Source organism: Kitasatospora sp. NPDC049258 (assembly GCF_040678895.1).
GTDB lineage: Bacteria > Actinomycetota > Actinomycetes > Streptomycetales > Streptomycetaceae > Kitasatospora.
On the sequence record NZ_JBFAQT010000003.1, the window covers coordinates 301,428 to 318,551 of the forward strand.

At 73.4% G+C, this 17,124-nt stretch carries 19 protein-coding genes and 2 tRNA genes; 9 read left to right on the forward strand and 12 right to left on the reverse strand.

Translation table 11 applies throughout. From position 1 onward, the window contains the following. Positions 1-45 precede the first annotated feature (45 nt). A complete protein-coding gene (locus tag AB0K43_RS04675; RefSeq protein ID WP_363635720.1) occupies positions 46-222 on the forward strand; it encodes a hypothetical protein in 177 nt (58 codons plus the stop codon). Next, a complete protein-coding gene (locus AB0K43_RS04680) occupies positions 219-452 on the forward strand; it encodes a hypothetical protein (protein ID WP_363635722.1) in 234 nt (77 codons plus the stop codon). The genes AB0K43_RS04675 and AB0K43_RS04680 overlap by 4 nt, the downstream gene beginning before the upstream one ends. Here AB0K43_RS04680 and AB0K43_RS04685 read toward each other — a convergent pair. Both AB0K43_RS04685 and AB0K43_RS04690 read right to left on the reverse strand, forming a co-directional pair. Beyond that, positions 443-997: a Uma2 family endonuclease gene (locus AB0K43_RS04685; RefSeq protein ID WP_363635724.1), complete on the reverse strand. Its 555-nt coding sequence runs from the start codon at positions 995-997 to the stop codon at positions 443-445. The genes AB0K43_RS04680 and AB0K43_RS04685 overlap by 10 nt on opposite strands. Next, a complete protein-coding gene (locus AB0K43_RS04690) occupies positions 994-2,313 on the reverse strand; it encodes an MFS transporter (protein WP_363635726.1) in 1,320 nt (439 codons plus the stop codon). The genes AB0K43_RS04685 and AB0K43_RS04690 overlap by 4 nt, the downstream gene beginning before the upstream one ends. Before the next feature lie 63 nt (positions 2,314-2,376). On the opposite strand from AB0K43_RS04690, the gene AB0K43_RS04695 reads away from it, so the two are divergent. The 3 genes from AB0K43_RS04695 to AB0K43_RS04705 all read left to right on the forward strand — a co-directional run bounded on the left by AB0K43_RS04695 (position 2,377) and on the right by AB0K43_RS04705 (position 5,255). Next, on the forward strand, positions 2,377-3,333 hold the full coding sequence (locus AB0K43_RS04695; RefSeq protein WP_363635728.1) for a LysR family transcriptional regulator: 957 nt from the start codon (positions 2,377-2,379) through the stop codon (positions 3,331-3,333). 81 nt (positions 3,334-3,414) lie between these two features. Then, complete coding sequence (locus tag AB0K43_RS04700) at positions 3,415-4,563, forward strand: adenosine deaminase (protein WP_363635730.1); 1,149 nt, start codon at positions 3,415-3,417, stop codon at positions 4,561-4,563. Between the two features lie 194 nt (positions 4,564-4,757). After that, positions 4,758-5,255, forward strand: a complete 498-nt coding sequence (locus AB0K43_RS04705) for a hypothetical protein (protein WP_363635732.1) — start codon at positions 4,758-4,760, stop codon at positions 5,253-5,255. 105 nt (positions 5,256-5,360) lie between these two features. On the opposite strand, the gene AB0K43_RS04710 is transcribed toward AB0K43_RS04705, so the two are convergent. Then, positions 5,361-5,546, reverse strand: coding sequence for a PspC domain-containing protein (locus AB0K43_RS04710; protein WP_363635735.1), 186 nt, complete (start codon positions 5,544-5,546; stop codon positions 5,361-5,363). Positions 5,547-5,817: 271 nt separating this feature from the next. Here AB0K43_RS04710 and AB0K43_RS04715 point away from each other — a divergent pair, with 271 nt between their 5' ends. Next, positions 5,818-6,393 carry an XRE family transcriptional regulator gene (locus AB0K43_RS04715; RefSeq protein WP_363635737.1) on the forward strand — a complete coding sequence of 192 codons (576 nt, stop codon included), beginning with the start codon at positions 5,818-5,820 and terminating at the stop codon, positions 6,391-6,393. A gap of 277 nt (positions 6,394-6,670) precedes the next feature. Here AB0K43_RS04715 and AB0K43_RS04720 read toward each other — a convergent pair whose 3' ends face one another. The 5 genes from AB0K43_RS04720 to AB0K43_RS04740 all read right to left on the reverse strand — a co-directional run bounded on the left by AB0K43_RS04720 (position 6,671) and on the right by AB0K43_RS04740 (position 10,904). Then, the gene (locus AB0K43_RS04720) at positions 6,671-7,495 is read right to left on the reverse strand and encodes an aldolase (protein ID WP_363635740.1); all 825 of its coding nucleotides are present in this window, start codon (positions 7,493-7,495) and stop codon (positions 6,671-6,673) included. A 138-nt stretch (positions 7,496-7,633) separates the two neighbouring features. Then, a complete protein-coding gene (locus tag AB0K43_RS04725; RefSeq protein ID WP_363635742.1) occupies positions 7,634-8,362 on the reverse strand; it encodes a VanZ family protein in 729 nt (242 codons plus the stop codon). 22 nt (positions 8,363-8,384) lie between these two features. Next, positions 8,385-8,687, reverse strand: a complete 303-nt coding sequence (locus AB0K43_RS04730) for a hypothetical protein (protein WP_363635744.1) — start codon at positions 8,685-8,687, stop codon at positions 8,385-8,387. After that, on the reverse strand, positions 8,684-10,129 hold the full coding sequence (locus AB0K43_RS04735; RefSeq protein ID WP_363635797.1) for an ATP-binding protein: 1,446 nt from the start codon (positions 10,127-10,129) through the stop codon (positions 8,684-8,686). Before AB0K43_RS04735 ends, AB0K43_RS04730 begins: the two co-directional genes overlap by 4 nt. Positions 10,130-10,226: 97 nt before the next feature. Then, positions 10,227-10,904, reverse strand: coding sequence for a response regulator transcription factor (locus tag AB0K43_RS04740; RefSeq protein ID WP_363635746.1), 678 nt, complete (start codon positions 10,902-10,904; stop codon positions 10,227-10,229). 430 nt (positions 10,905-11,334) lie between these two features. On the opposite strand from AB0K43_RS04740, the gene AB0K43_RS04745 reads away from it, so the two are divergent. After that, positions 11,335-12,093 (forward strand): SigE family RNA polymerase sigma factor, encoded by a 759-nt coding sequence (locus AB0K43_RS04745; RefSeq protein WP_363635748.1) that lies wholly within the window; start codon positions 11,335-11,337, stop codon positions 12,091-12,093. Between the two features lie 195 nt (positions 12,094-12,288). On the opposite strand, the gene AB0K43_RS04750 is transcribed toward AB0K43_RS04745, so the two are convergent. The 4 genes from AB0K43_RS04750 to deoC form a co-directional block, all read right to left on the reverse strand. Then, positions 12,289-12,930, reverse strand: coding sequence for an ATP-binding protein (locus tag AB0K43_RS04750; RefSeq protein WP_363635750.1), 642 nt, complete (start codon positions 12,928-12,930; stop codon positions 12,289-12,291). A 224-nt stretch (positions 12,931-13,154) separates the two neighbouring features. Further along, a complete protein-coding gene (locus AB0K43_RS04755; protein ID WP_363635752.1) occupies positions 13,155-14,057 on the reverse strand; it encodes an aldehyde dehydrogenase family protein in 903 nt (300 codons plus the stop codon). Further along, positions 14,050-15,534: an aldehyde dehydrogenase family protein gene (locus tag AB0K43_RS04760; RefSeq protein WP_363635754.1), complete on the reverse strand. Its 1,485-nt coding sequence runs from the start codon at positions 15,532-15,534 to the stop codon at positions 14,050-14,052. Before AB0K43_RS04760 ends, AB0K43_RS04755 begins: the two co-directional genes overlap by 8 nt. Before the next feature lie 5 nt (positions 15,535-15,539). Then, positions 15,540-16,526: a deoxyribose-phosphate aldolase gene (gene deoC / locus AB0K43_RS04765; RefSeq protein ID WP_363635756.1), complete on the reverse strand. Its 987-nt coding sequence runs from the start codon at positions 16,524-16,526 to the stop codon at positions 15,540-15,542. Between the two features lie 385 nt (positions 16,527-16,911). Here deoC and AB0K43_RS04770 point away from each other — a divergent pair. Together AB0K43_RS04770 and AB0K43_RS04775 are read left to right on the forward strand one after the other, a co-directional pair. Continuing rightward, a tRNA-Arg gene (locus AB0K43_RS04770) sits at positions 16,912-17,006 on the forward strand. A gap of 21 nt (positions 17,007-17,027) precedes the next feature. Continuing rightward, a tRNA-Arg gene (locus AB0K43_RS04775) sits at positions 17,028-17,122 on the forward strand. Positions 17,123-17,124 lie beyond the last annotated feature (2 nt).

The following is a 17,124-nucleotide window of genomic DNA, read 5'->3' on the forward strand; positions in this document are numbered from 1 at the left end:
GATAGGTGCACGGAAAGTGATGGCCGCTCGGCGTAGGAGGAGATCATGGTGAGTACGGAGCCTGTCCCGCGGGTCGGGGAGCTGGTGGTCGAGGACGAGTCCGGCCGGGTCGGCGAGTTCCGGGGCGTCGACCACGGCAGATGGTGGCTCCGGCCGCCCGGCGGGGGGATCGAGTGGGATGTGGCGCCCGGTGCGGCGCGGGTGCGGGCGGCGGGGGAGTGAACCCGCTCGCCCGGGCGTACTTCATCGCAGGGGCGCTGGCGCTGCTCGCCGATGCGGACGTCCAACTGCTGCGACTGCCCGGCTGTTTCCGGGTGTCGATGCCCACGCCTCGGGACACCGAGGTGCAGGCGTCGCTGCTCCCCGTCATCGGCTGGGCGGACCGGCTGGGGCACTCGTCGGGCGGGGTGCTCTGGTGCGAGGTGGCGGTCCCTGGGCCGGGTCAGGCGTAGGTCTGCAGCACGCCGGTGTCGATGGTCCACGGGCCCACGGTGATGGTGTCACCGAAGGCGAAGGGCGTACGCGCCGAGTAGCCCGGCAGGTCGTGCACGATCCCCGTCCCCTCGCGGGGGTCGACCAGCAGGTAGAGCGGAATGCCCATGGCGGCGTAGTCGCGGACCTTGTTCTCGTAGTCGTTCTCCGGGTTCGACTTCGAGACGATCTCGACGACCAGCAGGACCTCGTGGGGCAGGAGCGCGGGAGCCTCGCCCTCCAGCGCACTCTCTGCGAACACCATGAGGTCCGGGCACCGGAGTCGGCCGAGCCCGGCGTCCTCCAGGTCGGCGCCCGGGTGTGCGACAAAGCCGGGGTGAGTCGTCGGCAACTGCGCGTTGAGCTGACGGGCGATCCGCAGGACGGCCAGTTCGTGGCGCCGGACCGGTGACATCATCATGACGATCTCGCCGTTGGCGATTTCGATCTTGCCGATGCCTGGGACCTGCGGCAGCTGGTCGGCGATCTCGCGCAACCGGGCGTAGCCAGCCGGGTCGGTGCTCATGCTCGGAGTGTATCCAGGGCGGGCCCGCGCCGGGCCAGGATCGCCCGGCGGGTGGCGTAGAGGGTGACGCCCGCCGCGAGGGCCATCGCGGTCAGGCCGACCGCGGCCGCGCCGGACCAGCCGGCCGCGTGGTAGGCGTCGGCGCCGATGGTGCCGCCGAGGCTGTTGCCCAGGTAGTAGGCGATCAGGTAGAGCGCGGAGGCCTGGGCGCGGCCGTGGGTGGCGGTGCGGCCGACCGAGGAGGAGGCGGTGGCGTGGCCGATGAAGAAGCCGGCGGTGATCAGGACCAGGCCGAGCAGGGCGCAGAGCAGCGATCCGGCCAGCGAGAGCAGCAGGCCGGCCGCCGTGGTGCCGATCGCGACGTACAGGGTGCCGCGGCGGCCGAGCCGACCGGTCAGGCGGCCCGCGTTGGCGGAGGAGACGGTGCCGACCAGGTAGACCACGAAGATCGAGGCGGCCACCGACTGCGGCAGCTGGAACGGCGCCGAGGTGAGCCGGTAGCCGACGGTGTTGTAGACCGCGCCGAAGACGGCCATGAACAGGGCGCCCAGCGCGTACAGCCGCAGCAGCAGCGGATCCCGCAGGTGCGCCGCGACCGTGCGCCCCAGGGCCCGGGCGTCGACCGGGGTGCGGCGGAACTGGCGGGCGGCGGGGATCAGCAGGCGGAAGGCGAGGGCGGCGAGCAGGGCGACCACCGCCGAGGCGGCCAGGCCCCAGCGCCAGCCCCAGGCGGCGCCGGCCCAGCCGGAGACCAGCCGGCCGCCCATGCCGCCGATCGAGTTGCCGGCCACGTACAGGCCCATGGCGGAGGCCAGCGCGCTCGGGTGGATCTCCTCGGCGAGGTACGCCATCGCGGTGGCCGGCAGCCCGGCGAGGGCCGCGCCCTGGAGTGCCCGCAGCGCGGTGAGGGTGGTGAGGTCGGGGGCCAGCGGGAGCAGCAGGGCCAGCGCGGTGGCGGCGAGCACGGAGGCGGTCATCACCGCGGTGCGCCCGTACCGGTCGGACAGCGCGCTGGCCGGAAGCAGTGCCAGGGCGAGGCCGAGGGTGGCCGCCGAGGCCGTCCAACTGGCCTGCCCGGGAGTCAGGTCGAGGTCCCGGGAGAGCAGCGGCAGCAGGCCCTGGGTGGCGTAGAGCAGGACGAAGGTGGCGATCCCGGCGGCGAACAGCGCGAGGTTGGCGCGCCGGAAGGCGCGGTCACCGGGGCGCAGCCGGGTGTCGGCGGGCGAGGTGGGTGAGGCGGGTGAGGCGGCTGGGGACGACTGGGAGAGGGCACCCGGCAGCGTGTCCGCGGGTGCCCCGGTACTGGCGGGCGGCATGTCTCGACGGTAGGACCGCGGCGGTTGATGCGTCCAATGCATGAACAAGCCAGAATTCATGCCATGACGTATGAGGAGAGCTCACCGCCGGTACGCCCCGCCGAGCTGGATCCGGAGTCGGCCGCGGTCCGACTCGCGCCGCAGCTGGCGCAGTTCGCCGCGGTGGCCCGGCTCGAACACGTCACCCAGGCGGCCCAGCTGCTGGACATGCCGCAGCCCACGCTGTCCCGGGCGGTGGCCCGGCTGGAGGCGGAGCTCGGGGTGGACCTGCTGGCCCGTCAGGGTCGGGCGGTACGGCTGACCAGGGCTGGGCGGCTGCTGCTCGGTTCGGTGGAGCGGGCGCTGGCGGAGCTGGAGCGCGGGGCGGAGGCGGCCCGGGCGGAGGCCGATCCGACGGCGGGCCGGGTGGCCTTCGGCTTCCTGCACACGATGGGGACGGACGCGGTGCCCGCACTGCTGCGCGGCTTCCGGGCGGACCATCCGCGGGTGCGGTTCCAGCTGGTCCAGGACTACGTGGCGGCGATGCTGGACCGGCTGCGCGCGGGTGAGTTGGACCTCTGCCTGGTCTCCCCGGTGCCGGACTCGCCGGACCTGGTCGCCCGCCCGCTGGACGAGCAGCAGCTGTACCTGGCGGTGCCGGCCGACCACCGGCTGGCCGGGCGGCGGCGGATCCGGCTGGCCGAGGTGGCGCAGGAGCCGTTCGTGGCGGTGGAGGAGGGGTACGGCCTGCGGCTGATCACCGACGGCTTCTGCGCGGAGGCCGGCTTCACGCCGCGGATCGCGTTCGAGGGCGAGGAGGCGGAGACCCTGCGCGGACTGGTCGCCGCGGGGCTGGGGGTGGCGCTGCTGCCGCCCGCCCTGGTGCCCCGGCCCGGGGTGGTGGAGCTGGAGGTCACCGCGCCGCGCACCCGTCGGGCGATCGGGCTGGCCTGGGTCGCGGGCCGGGCGCCGACCCCGCCGGTGGCGGCCTTCCGCGACTTCGTGCTGTCCCGGCGCGGGCGGCTGCTGGATCACGGCTGAGGGCCGGGATTCCGGTGAACGCTCGGGGCTCCCCGGCGCGGCGAAGTGGAAATCTACGCGCGTAGGAGCTACCCTCTCGCAATGGAGACCCAGATCCCTGCCGCCGCGGGCACCACCGGCCCCCGCATTCCCACGCCCGACCAGATCGCCCGCGCCCCGAAGGTGCTCCTGCACGACCACCTGGACGGCGGGCTCCGCCCCGAGACCATCGTCGAGCTGGCCGCCGCCTGCGGCTACCAGGGCCTGCCGACCACCGACCCGGTCGAGCTCGGGGTGTGGTTCCGTGAGGCCGCCGACTCCGGCTCGCTGGTCCGCTACCTGGAGACCTTCGCCCACACCTGCGCCGTGATGCAGACCCGCGAGGCCCTGATCAAGGTCGCCGCCGACTGCGCCGAGGACCTCGCGGCCGACGGCGTGGTCTACGCCGAGGTCCGGTACGCGCCCGAGCAGCACCTGGAGGCGGGGCTGACCCTCGACCAGGTGGTCGAGGCGGTCAACGAGGGCTTCCGCCTCGGCGAGGCCAACGCCCGCGCCAACGGCCACCGGATCCGGGTCGGCACCCTGATCACCGCGATGCGGCACGCCGCCCGGTCGCAGGAGATCGCCGAGCTGGCCAACCGCCACCGCGACCAGGGCGTGGTCGGCTTCGACATCGCCGGCGCCGAGGCCGGTCACCCGCCGACCCGCCACCAGGCCGCCTTCGACTACCTCAAGGGCGAGAACAACCACTTCACCATCCACGCCGGCGAGGCCTTCGGCCTGCCGTCGATCTGGGAGGCGCTGCAGTGCTGCGGCGCCGACCGGCTCGGCCACGGCGTGCGGATCGTCGACGACATCACGGTGCACGAGGACGGTCGGGTCGAGCTCGGCCGGCTGGCCGCGTACGTCCGCGACAAGCGGGTCCCGCTGGAGATGTGCCCCACCTCCAACCTGCAGACCGCGGCCGCGGCCTCGTACGCCGAGCACCCGATCGGGCTGCTCAGCCGGCTGAAGTTCCGGGTCACCGTCAACACCGACAACCGGCTGATGAGCGGCACCAGCATGAGCCAGGAGTTCGGCCACCTGGTCGACGCCTTCGGCTACACCCTGGGCGACATGGAGTGGTTCACCGTCAACGCGATGAAGTCGGCGTTCCTGCCCTTCGACGAGCGGCTGGCGATGATCAACGACGTGATCAAGCCCGGCTACGCCGAGCTCAAGGCGGAGTGGCTCTTCCAGGCCCGCGCCTGACGGCGGGTCGGCGGGGTGCCGGAGCCGCTGCGGCCCGGCACCCGTTCGGCTGATCACTCGGACGAGTGACGTGTCTTTGGTCCTCGAAGGGTCCGGTCACTACGGTGTGTCAGTCACTTCTGACACGGCGTAGTGTCGGCGGCCCCCCGGGGCCGCGCCATGTGCGCCGGCCCGACGAGGACGAGGATCCACACATGAAGCAGGCCACTCTCAAGGCTGCCGGTACGGCTGCGCTCGGCGTCGCGATCGCCGCCGTGGCCGCGGGTACCGCCTCTGCCGCCGGCGCCGGCGGCCTCGGACTCCCGACCACACTGGCCAACCCCGAGGTCGCCGGTGCGGCGACCGGCGCCGCGACCGGCGCGGTCAACAAGGTGCCCGGTGCCGGCGAGGTGACCCAGGCGGTCGGCACGCTGGGCGTCGCCAGCCCGCTGAACCCCGCGCCGGCCGCGCCCGCCGCCGAGGCTCCGGCGGCCGAGGCCCCCGCCGCCGAGGCTCCGGCCGAGGTCGCCCCGGCCTCCGCCCCGATGGCGGAGGCGGCCCGGGCTGCCGGTGCCAACCGGATGGGTGGCCTGGACTCCGTCCCCGGCGGCCAGGGCCTGTCCAAGACCCCGGTCGGCGGTGTGGTCAACACGATCAGCGGCCTCGGTGCCGGCGCGGGTGCCGTCCCCGGGCTCCCCGGCCTGCCCGGCTGACCGGTCGACCGGCTGACCGGTCCCGTACGGCCCGAGGGCCGTCTCCCCGCTGCGGGGAGACGGCCCTCGGTCGTGCGTCGTGCGGTCGGGGTGCGGGAGGGCGGGTCACGCCTCCTGCGGGAGCAGGACCCACAGCAGCAGGTAGAGCAGGAACTGCGGGCCCGGCAGGAGGCAGGAGACCAGGGCGATGATCCGGACGGTCCACGGGGTCAGGCCGAACCGCTCGGCGAGCCCGGCGCAGACGCCGGCGATGACGCGGTTGTGGCGGGGGCGGGCAAGGCGGCGGCTCATCGGTGTCTCCGAGGGTTCTTGGCCCGGTGCCGGTCTCTCCGGTGGGCATGACTCCATCCTGCTGCGCGGAAAGCCGCCGGACGTCAGCCCCGATGGGGATCCACGGCCCTCGACTCTCCCCGGGTCGGCGGAGCCGGGAGTCAGGGGAGTCTCAGGGGTCGTCCCCGACCCGAGGGGTGCGCGGCGGCGCCCGCGGGCGGGCCGCCCGGTGCCGGTGCCGCTGACGGCCGGTGGGAGAATGAGCCACGGATCCCGGGGCGAGAGGTACCGCATGACCAGCCGTTTGAGGGTGCTGAGGAAGCAGAACCGGCTCAGCCTGGAGGCGCTCGCCGCCCGGGCCGGGGTCACCAAGAGCTATCTCTCCAAGGTCGAGCGCGGGATGAGCGTCCCGTCGATCGCGACCGCCCTCAAGCTCGCCCGGGTGCTGCGGGTCGATGTCGGCCGGCTCTTCTCCGACCAGGTCGAACCCGAGCTGATCACCGTGGTCAGGGCCGGTGAGCGCAGCCCGGTGAGCGGCGTGGCCATCCCCGGGGCGCCGTACTACGAGGGCATCGCGACCGGGCTGAGCGGCAAGCGGATGGTGCCGTTCGTGATGTACCCGCCCCGCGAGCCGGTCGACCCGCCCTTCAAGTCCCACGAGGGCGAGGAGTTCTTCTTCGTCCACGCCGGCCGGGTCGAGCTGGAGTTCCCGGACCGGACGATCGTGCTGGAGACCGGGGACAGCGTCTACTTCAACTCCGCCCTGCCGCACCGCTCCAGAAGCGTGGGTGAGGTCGACGCCGCGGTCCTGGTGGTGATCCACGACGAGCCCTCCGAGGCCGCCGAACCGGTGCCCGCGCTGCCCTGACCGGTCGGGCGCCGCGGCACGCCGACCGGACGGCCGAGCAGGGCCAGCCCCGCCTTGCCGGTGGTCGGCGGGTCAGTTCCGGGATCGGGCAGGGCGCGGCGGTGCACCAGCCGGCCGCGCCGGCCGCGAAGGCCGCCAGCGCCAGCGGGTTGCTGCCGTTGAAGAACGGCAGCCGGCCCTCGGAGAGTTGGGCCTGCTCGGGTCCAGCTGGTCGGCGGACTCCGCGAACGGGGTCACGGGGTAGGCGATGATCCCTTCCAGCGTGCCCTGCGCCATCTCAGGCACCGCCCTCGGTGCCGGCCGGCCGCGTGGCCGGGGCGTCGTCCAGGCAGTCGGCGTGGGTGCGCAGGGCGCGTCGCGCGTAGTAGGCGAAGGAGGCCTGGGCGCGCTTGGGGGTGGAGGTCCAGTCGTGCGCCTCGCGGGCCAGCGGCGCGGGGATCGGCCGGATCGTCCCGGCCGCCATGGCCAGCAGCTGCAGCCTGGCGGCCCGTTCGATCAGGACGGCGAGCTGGGCCGCCTCCTCGACGCTCCCGCCGGCCACCAGCTGGCCGTGGTGGGCGAGCAGCAGGGCCCGCTTGTCGCCGAGCGCGGCCGAGATGATCTCGCCCTCCTCGTTGCCGACCGGGATGCCCGGCCAGGTCTCCAGGAACGCGCAGTCCTCGTAGAGCGGGCACAGGTCCATGTGCGCGACGGCCAGCGGCTGCTCCAGCATGGACAGGGCGGAGACGTGCGGCGGGTGGGTGTGGATGATGCACGCCACGTCCGGCCGCGCCCGGTAGACCCAACTGTGGAACCGGTTGGCGGGGTTGGCCATCCCCTCGCCTTCGAGGACGTTCAGGTCCTCGTCCACGAGCAGCAGGTTGGACTCGGTGATCTCGTCGAAGCCGAGCCCGAGGCGCTGGGTGTAGTAGGTGCCGGGCGCCTCGGCGCGGGCGGTGATCTGGCCGGCCAGCCCCGAGTCGTGGCCGGCGTCGAACAGGATCCGGCAGGTCAGGGCCAGCTTCTGCCGGGTGGTCCAGGCGTTGTCGGCGATCGCGGCCTGCATGCGGCGGTGGGCCAGTGCCACCAGGTCGGCCTTGCTGGCTTGCAGGGTTTCGGCCATGGCGTGGTCTCTCCTCGTGAGGGGACGTCAGGACACGATGTTGACGATAGGACACGTCGTGTCATGTGTCGACCCCCGGAGGGACGGAGGAAGGTACGGGCGGCGCCGGCCGAAACGGTCGGCGGCGGCTAGCGGCGGTCAGCGGTGCGGCGAGGTGCCGGACGGGCTGAGCCCGCGGAAGCCCGCGCTCGGCGCGGTGCGCTCGTACGCCTGGCGGTAGCGCTGACGGTCCCGCTGCTCGTCCGGCCCGAGGGCGGGGACGGGGACGGGGACGGGGGCAGGGGCAGGCGCGGGGGCGGACGCGGCCCGCCCGGGGCGCTCGCGCAGCAGCAGCGCCCGGACCGCCGGGACCACGGCCAGGTGGCAGGCGGCCGCGCCGACCGTGCCCAGCAGGATGTCGTCCACGTTCAGGACGTGGCCCGGCGCCCAGCCCTCGGCGATCTCCAGGCCGGTGGCGAGCAGCGCCGAGACCCCGACGGTGCGCAGCAGCGACGGCAGCCAGGCGGCCCGCAGCCGTCCGCCCGCGAGCGGCAGCAGCGCCCCGAACGGCGCCAGCGGCAGCATCCCGCCCGCCAGCTGCCGGGCGCCGGCCCAGCCCCCGAGCGCGAAGGCCTGCTGGACGGAGGCGAACGGACTGAGGTTGGCCGGGTAGGTCCAGCTGACCGGCAGCGGCCGCAGCGAGAGCCAGCCGAGCAGCAGCAGATGGGCCGCCAGCAGGAGCCGCACCACCGTCCGCAGCGGACGGGACACCTCCCGCCGGGGGGCCGGATCGGTCGGCTCGTCCCCGGGGGCTGCGCCGCAGTCCTCGGCGCGGGTGGTGGTGCCATGTCGGTGCACGGTCCCAAGGACGCCGGGTGGCTCGCTCACGGTTCCACCGCCGAGCGCAGGGTCAGGGGCACGGTTCGGCGGACGGCGTGGGCGTGGGCGGCGCGCTGAACAGCCCGGCCGAGGGCGAGGCGGTGCCGCCGGGGACGACCGACGGGGTGGGCCGGGCGGTCCGCGGCGCGGTCGGCGCGGGGGTGGGCGACGGCGTCGGCGAGGACGGGGCGCTCGGCACCCGCGGGACGGTCGGGCACGCCGTCCGGCTGGCCGGCGCGCCCGCGTCCACCGGGACGGCGGTCGGCCGGATCCCGCAGCCGGCCAGCGCGAGCAGCAGCAACGCGGTCGCGGGCACGGTCCTGCGGGCCGTCACAGCTCGTCCTCCTGGTCGTCGGGCGACGGCGGGGTCAGCGGCAGGCGCAGGGTGAAGACCGCGCCGCGCTCGCCGTTGGCGGCGGTGATGGTGCCGCCGTGGATCTGGGCGTTGGCCATCGCGATCGACAGCCCGAGCCCGCTGCCCTCCGACCTGGCCCGGCCCTTGTCCGCCTTGTAGAACCGGTCGAACACGTGCGGCAGTACGTCCTCGGGGATGCCTGGGCCGCTGTCCGAGACCCGCACCACGACCTCCTCGCCCTCCTGTCGGACGGTGACCCGGACCGGGGAGCCGCCGTGCTTGAGCGCGTTGCCGATCAGGTTCGCCAGCACCACGTCCAGCCGGCGCGGGTCGACCATCGCCCTGATCCCGCGCGGGGCGTCCACCACCACCGCGTCGTACCAGGCCCGGCCGTCGATGCAGGACATGATCAGGTCGGCTATGTCCACCTCGTCGGCGACCAGCTTGGCGGTGCCGGCGTCGAACCGGGTCACCTCCATCAGGTTCTCCACCAGGTCGGACAGCCGCCGGGTCTCGCTGACCACCAGCCGGACGGCCGGCTCGATCATCGGGTCCAGCGCGTCCGCCTCGTCCTCCAGGATGTCCGTGACGGCGGTCATCGCGGTGAGCGGGGTGCGCAGTTCGTGCGACATGTCGGCGACGAACCGCCGGCTCTGCGCCTCCCGGGCGCTCAACTCCGCGACCTGGTCGGACAGTGACTCCGCGGTCCGGTTGAACGTCCGCGCCAGATCGGCGAGTTCGTCGCCGCCCTCGACCTCCAACCGGGTGTCCAGCTTGCCCTCGCCGAGCCGCCGGGCCGCCTCGCCGAGCCGCTTCACCGGGCGCAGCACGGTCGCCGAGGCGGCCTGTGCCAGCAGCGCCGAGCCGATCAGCGCCAGCAGGGTGGCGATCGCCAGCGACCAGCCCAGGGTGTTCAGATCGGCCCGCTCGGTGTCCAGCGACTTGAACATGTAGGCGGTCAGGTTGGTCGGCACCACCCGGCTGCCGCCGATCAGGTAGGGCGCGTCCAGGTTCACCCGCTGCCAGTACAGGTGGTAGCCGCTCGGGCTGCCCGGGCCGGCCTCGCGCGGCCGGCCGACCGTGGTCTGCAGCGTCGTGGGTACCTTGGCCAGGGTGAACCGGGACGGGTCCGAGGAGGCCAGGCACTCGGGCCGGGTCTCGTCGACCACCAGCACGTCGTAGTTGAGCCCGGAGCCGGCCACCTGGGTGGCCAGGTCGGCCAGTTCGGGACAGCTGGCGTTCTGCGGCAGCGCGGAGACGTTCCGGGTCAGCGAGACCCGGAAGTCGTTCAGCGCGGTGTCCTGGGCGCGCTTGAGCACCGCGTCTCGGTTCAGCCAGTACGCGATGCCGGAGGCGGAGACCGCGGTGATCAGCGCGACCGCCGCGAACACCGCGATCAGCCGCACCCGTAGGGAGCGCAGGCGGCGCCACGGCCCCGAGCGGAAGCGCGCGCCGCGGCCGGGCCGCTGGCTCTGGGGGTCAGTCAACAGTTCTCACAGACGGGTCGGATCGGGCGGGCTACGACGGCGGGTCGAGCCGGTAGCCCACACCGCGCACGGTGCGGATCAGCGTCGGCGCCGAAGGCACATCCTCCACCTTCGCCCGCAGCCGCTGGACACAGGCGTCCACCAGCCGGGAGTCTCCCAGGTAGTCGTGCTCCCACACCAGCCTCAGCAACTGCTGGCGGGAGAGCGCCTGGCCGGGCCGGCGGCTGAGTTCGAGCAGCAGCCGCAGCTCGGTCGGGGTCAGCTGGAGGTCCTCACCGTCCTTGGTGACCGTCATCGCGGAGCGGTCGATCACCAGCCCGCCGTAGCTGGCGGAGTCGGAGTTCTCCCGCTCGCCCCGGCGCAGCACGGCCCGGATCCGGGCGTCCAGCACCCGGGGCTGGACCGGCTTGACCACGTAGTCGTCGGCCCCGGACTCCAGGCCGACCACCACGTCGATGTCGTCGGAGCGGGCGGTGAGCAGGATGATCGGCAGCTGGTCGGTGCGGCGGATCCGACGGCAGACCTCGAAGCCGTCGATGCCCGGCAGCATCACGTCCAGCACGATCAGGTCCGGACGCTGCTCCTTGAAGAGCTTCAGGCCGTCCTCGCCCGAGGCAGCGGCGGCCACACGGTGACCCTGGCGGGTGAGGGCGAGTTCGAGGCCGGTCCGGATGGCGTCGTCGTCCTCGATCAGAAGCAGGAAAGGCACGGCCTCATTCTGGCCCACCGGGGCCGGTGATTCACCCATCAGGTCCCGGTCGGTGTTCGACGGAACCGGAATCGCCGATTCGGGCGTCCACGGCGGTGTGGTGGCAGTGCGGCCGAAAGTCCCGGCCGCTGTGACAGCCCTGTGACAGTCGGCGGACACCGCGATGACGAGCGGTTGGCAGGATTTTCCTTGTCGCCGAAGAACGCACCAGGTCACCGACCCGGAGCGGACGGCGGAGGCAAGGACCCGCACGTACCGACCATGGGGGCGCATGATGACCGCAACGCTGAAGACCCGCACCACCGGGGCCGTCCGCACCGCGCACTCATCCGCCGCGACCCCGCGGACCAGGTACGAGGTGCGGACCGACGAGGCATCCGGCGCCGTGATCGTACGGGGGTGCGCACACAGCGCCGGAGTCCGACGCCCGATGGGCACGGGCAGGGGGGAACTGCACGGGATCGGCCGGATGGGGAGTGCGGCCGACTCCGGAACCACCCTGACGCTCCGGGGGATCCTCCCGGTCCGTCCGGGTGGCGACGGGTCCGCGGTCGAGGGGGCCGGCTCGGGGGAGCCGGACGACCGCAGGATCCCGGGCACCACGCTGCTGCGTCTGGCGCCGGCGGCCGCGGAGTCCGCCGCGCCGGAGCAGCGGTCGGCCGCGGACCGCAGCGCCGAGTTCACCGCCTACGTGCGGGAGCGCCGCGCTTCGCTGTTCGCCACCGCCTACCACCTCACCGGTGACCGCTTCGAGGCCGAGGACCTGCTGCAGAGCGCGCTCTTCAGCACCTACCGCGCCTGGGACCGGATCGCCGACAAGGCCGCGCTCGGGGGCTACCTCCGGCGCACCATGACCAACCTGCACATCTCCGCCTGGCGCCGCCGCAAGGTCAACGAGTACCCGACCGAGGAGCTGCCGGAGACGGTCGGCGACACCGACGCGATGGGCGGCACCGAGCTGCGCACCGTGCTCTGGCAGGCGCTGGCCAAGCTGCCGGAGAACCAGCGCACCATGCTGGTGCTGCGCTACTACGAGGGCCGGACCGACCCGGAGATCGCCGACATCCTCGGCATCAGCGTCGGCACCGTGAAGAGCAGCATCTGGCGCGCACTGCGCCGGCTGCGCGACGACGACCAGCTCAACCGCACCGGTGACACCTGCCGCGCCTTCGGCGAGCTGGTGGCCTGACCGGAGCCACGAACACCCGTCGGGGGACGGGGCAGGACCGCGGAACTGCGGTGGCCGACTCGGGGGAGCGGTCACCGGCGGGGGACCCGCGTGTCCGAACACGGAGGGGCCCGGTGCCGGGGAGAGGCGCCGGGCCCCTCCGTGCTGCGTGCCTGCTGGGTGCGTGCCGCCCCCGGGGGCCGCGGGGCGGCCCGGTCAGGCGCCGACCGCGACCGGCCGGCGCTCGGCGACCGCGCGGACCCGCCGGGTGGCCTCCGGGCCGGCGCAGGCGGCCGCCCCGAGCTCCACCTGCCGGGCCACGATGCCGCGCTCGGCCCGCATCAGCCGCCAGCCGCGGCGCAGCAGGTACGGGACGGACTTGCGGCCCTCGCGCACATCCCGGCGAAAGCGCCGCCAGGCGGTGGTCAGCGGGCGGTTGCGCAGGCACAGTGCCTCGCCCAGCAGGCCCTCGGCCGCGCACTGCCCGGCCAGCTCGGCGGCGAAGATGCCCTCGGCGATGAAGGCCGGCGCACCGCGCAGGTCGAGGCTGCGGCTGCCGTCCCGGCCGTTGGCGGGGATGGAGTAGACCGGGACCTCGGCGCGGCCGTCCGTGATCAGCTGCCGGATCGCCGCCAGCGCCTGCTCGCGGTGCCAGGACAGCGGGGAGTCCCAGTCCGTCCCGCCGTCCGGGAAGAGCGGCAGGGAGGGGTCGTCGCCGTCCTTGTAGAAGTCGTCGAGCTGGAGCACGGGGAGTCCGCTGCGCTCGGCCAGCGAGGACTTCCCCGAGCCGGAGGGGCCCGACAGCAGGATCACGCGGGTACCGGGCGTCGGCAGGCCATTCAGCGGGGAGTCACTCACGAGACACCAGTCTGACGCATCGGCGGGGTGGACCGTAACCCGTCGGCAGCGGCCTGCGTCACACCGGCCGCCCGGCGGCCGCCGGGCGGCCGGGGGAGAACGTGGACGGACCCGCACTAGGGGGGGAGAAGTGCGGGTCCGTCATCGGCACGTCCGGGCCCCCGGGGGGGTAGGGGCACTTGGGACGGCCGGTCTGTGGAGTTGTTACCTGCGGGCTGCCTCGGTCAGATACCCATCGGGTGCCAGACCGTCTTGGTCTCCAGGAACGACAGCAGCCGCTCGGTGCCGGGCGCGGCGGTCCAGTCCTGTGCGGACGGGTCCAGCGCCGGTCGGACGACTCGCTTCAGAGTATCCGCGGCTCCGGCCTCCAGTGCCGCCGCCGCGCCGGGACCTTCGGCGGCGATCGCGCCGGCCAGGTCCAGCCCGTTGACGTCCTGGTGGGTGGCCAGGGTCGGCGCGATGTCCGCGGTCTTCCCGGAGATGATGTTGACCACGCCGCCGGGCAGGTCCGAGGTGGCCAGCACCTCGCCGAGCGAGAGCGCCGGCATCGGGGCGTCGGCGGCGGCCGCGACCACCACGGTGTTGCCCGCGGCGATCGCCGGGGCGATCACCTCGACCAGGCCGAGCAGCGAGTGCCCGTACCCGGTCTGCGGGGCGACCACGCCGATGACGCCGCTGGGCTCCGGGGTGGAGAGGTTGAAGAACGGACCGGCGACCGGGTTGGAGCTGCCCGCGATCTGAGCGATCTTGTCGGTCCAGCCCGCGTACCAGACCCAGCGGTCGATCGCGGCGTCGACCAGGGCGGCGGCCTTCTTGACCGCGACGCCCTCGGCGGCGGCCACCTCGGCGGCGAACTGCTCGCGCCGGCCCTGGAGCATCTCGGCGACCCGGTACAGCACCTGGCCGCGGTTGTACGCGGTGGCGCCGGACCAGCCCTTGACGGCGGCGCGGGCCGCCAGCACGGCGTCCCTGGTGTCCTTGCGGGTACCCAGCGGGGCGTTGCCGAGCCACTGGCCCTTGCTGTCGGTCACCTCGTACACCCGCCCGCTCTCGGAGCGCGGGAACTTCCCGCCGACGTACAGCTTGTAGGTCTTGAGGACGTCAAGACGCAGGGTGATGTCAGACATCGAGGTAGGCCTCCAGACCGTGCCGGCCACCCTCGCGGCCGTAGCCCGACTCCTTGTAGCCGCCGAACGGCGAGGTCGGGTCGAACTTGTTGAAGGTGTTGGCCCACACCACACCGGCCCGCAGGCGGGACGCGGTCCACAGGATCCGCGAGCCCTTCTCGGTCCAGATGCCGGCCGACAGGCCGTACGGGGTGTTGTTGGCCTTCTCGACCGCCTCGGCGGGGGTACGGAAGGTCAGCACCGACAGGACCGGGCCGAAGATCTCCTCGCGGGCGATCCGGTGGGCCTGGGAGACGCCGGTGAACAGGGTCGGGCGGAACCAGAAGCCGGTGCCGGGCAGGTCGCAGGAGGGCGACCAGCGCTCGGCGCCCTCGGCCTCGCCGGCGGCGGTCAGCTCGGTGATCCGGGCCAGCTGGGCGGCCGAGTTGATGGCGCCGATGTCGGTGTTCTTGTCCAGCGGGTCGCCGACCCGCAGGGTGTCCATCCGGCGCTTCAGCGCGTCCAGCAGCTCGTCCTGGATCGACTCCTGGACCAGCAGGCGCGAGCCCGCGCAGCAGACGTGGCCCTGGTTGAAGAAGATGCCGTTGACGATGCCCTCGACCGCCTGGTCGATCGGCGCGTCGTCGAAGACGATGTTGGCGGCCTTGCCGCCGAGCTCCAGCGAGAGCTTCTTGCGGCTGCCCGCCAGCTGCTTCGCGATCGCCCGGCCGACCGGGGTCGAGCCGGTGAAGGCCACCTTGTTGACGTCCGGGTGGGCGGTCAGCGCGGCGCCGGTGCGGCCGTCACCGGTGACGATGTTGACGACGCCCTTGGGCAGGCCCGCCTGGCGGCAGATCTCGGCGAAGCGCAGCGCGGTCAGCGGGGTGGTCTCGGCCGGCTTGAGGACGACCGTGTTGCCGGTGGCCAGCGCCGGGGCGATCTTCCAGGCCAGCATCAGCAGCGGGAAGTTCCACGGGATGACCTGGCCGGCCACGCCCAGCGGGCGCGGGTTGGCGCCGTAGCCGGCGAAGTCGAGCTTGTCGGCCCAGCCCGCGTAGTAGAAGAAGTGCGCGGCGACCAGCGGGAGGTCGACGTCGCGGGTCTCGCGGATCGGCTTGCCGTTGTCGATCGACTCCAGCACCGCCAGCTCGCGCGAGCGCTCCTGGATGATCCGGGCGATCCGGAACAGGTACTTGGCACGCTCGCTGCCGGGCAGCGCCGACCAGTCGGCGAAGGCCCTGCGGGCGGCCGCCACGGCGCGGTCGACGTCCTCCTCGGTGCCGTGCGCGAACTCGGCGAGCACCTGCTCGGTGGCCGGGTTGACGGTCTTCAGCGCCTCGTTGCCACTGGAGTCGACGAACTCGCCGCCGATGAAGTGGCCGTAGGAGGTGGCGATGTCACCCGCGGCGGCCGGGGACTCCGGCGCCGGGGCGTACTCGAACAGGCCGGTCTTGGGCGCGGCTGCCACGGGCTCTTCGATCTTCTTGTTCTTGGCCATGAGGGTCAGTCCACCGTCACGTAGTCGGGACCGGAGTACCGGCCGGTGGTCAGCTTCTGACGCTGCATCAGCAGGTCGTTGAGCAGGCTGGAGGCGCCGAAGCGGAACCAGTGCGGGGACAGCCAGTCGTCGCCGAGGGTCTCGTTGACCATGACGAGGTACTTCATGGCGTCCTTGGTGGTCTTGATGCCGCCGGCCGGCTTCACGCCGATCTGGACGCCGGTGGCCGCGCGGAAGTCGCGGACCGCCTCCAGCATCAGCAGGGTCACCGGGGGAGTCGCGTTGACCGCGACCTTGCCGGTGGAGGTCTTGATGAAGTCGGCGCCGGCCAGCATCGCCAGCCAGGAGGCGCGGCGCACGTTGTCGTACGTCTGCAGCTCGCCGGTCTCGAAGATGACCTTGAGGTGGGCGGCGGTGCCGTCGGGGCGCTTGCACGCCTCCTTGACCGCGGTGATCTCCTCGAAGACCGACAGGTAGCGGCCGGAGAGGAAGGCCCCCCGGTCGATCACCATGTCGATCTCGTCGGCGCCCGCGGCGACCGCGTCGGCGGTGTCGGCCAGCTTCACCGGCAGGGCGGCGCGCCCGGCGGGGAACGCGGTGGCGACCGAGGCGACCTGGATCGGGGTGCCGGCCAGGGTGGCCTTCGCGGTGGCGACCATGTCCGGATAGACGCAGATCGCGGCCACCTGCGGCGTGCTCGGGTCGGTGGGGTCGGGGTTGCGGCCCTTGATGCAGAGCGAGCGCACCTTGCCGACCGTGTCCGCGCCTTCCAGCGTGGTCAGGTCGATCATGGAGATGGCCAGATCGATGGCGCGGGCCTTGGCGGTGGTCTTGATCGACCGGGTGCCGAGGGAGGCGGCGCGGGCTTCCAGGCCGACCTGGTCGACGCCGGGCAGGCCGTGCAGGAAGCGGCGGAGCGATGCCTCGGACGCGGCGACGTCTGCGAGACCGCTGCCCGCAGCATCGGGGGCGTTGGCTGCAAGAGTGGACATAGTCACCAGACCAGCATATCTACGCGCGTAGTCATGCGCTAGGGGCGGTGCCTTTCGATGCGGGACCGAGATCTGTCCTGAATGCCGTGGAGCCGGTGGCGCGGTGGCGCGGTGGTGGGAGCATCGTGGCCGCGCAGGGCCGTCCGCGCGCACGGGGGGCAGGCTCACGTTCATCTGGTGCCGGGTCGCCGGGTCGCCGGGCCGCCGGGTCGCCGGGTCGCCGGGTCGCCGGGTCGCCGGGTCGCCGGGCCGCCGGGCCGGTGCTGGCGGTGCTGGTGGCGGTCGGGGGGGCGATCGGCGGGGGTCAGCGGGCGGTCAGGGTGGTGTCAGGTCGGGCTGGCAACGTTGTCCTCGTGAACGGCGCGGGAGACCGGGCCGGGAGCGAGGAGAGGTGCCCGGAGTGGTTGATCGGGGGCCGGGGCTTCGGCTTCGGTCGGGTGGTTCTGCCCGCCTTCGCAGGTTCGAATCCTGCCCTCTCCGCGCAGTGCGGTCGGTGTGCATGGAGAGGTGCCCGGAGTGGTTGATCGGGGGCCGGGGCTTCGGCTTCGGTCGGGTGGTTCTGCCCGCCTTCGCAGGTTCGAATCCTGCCCTCTCCGCT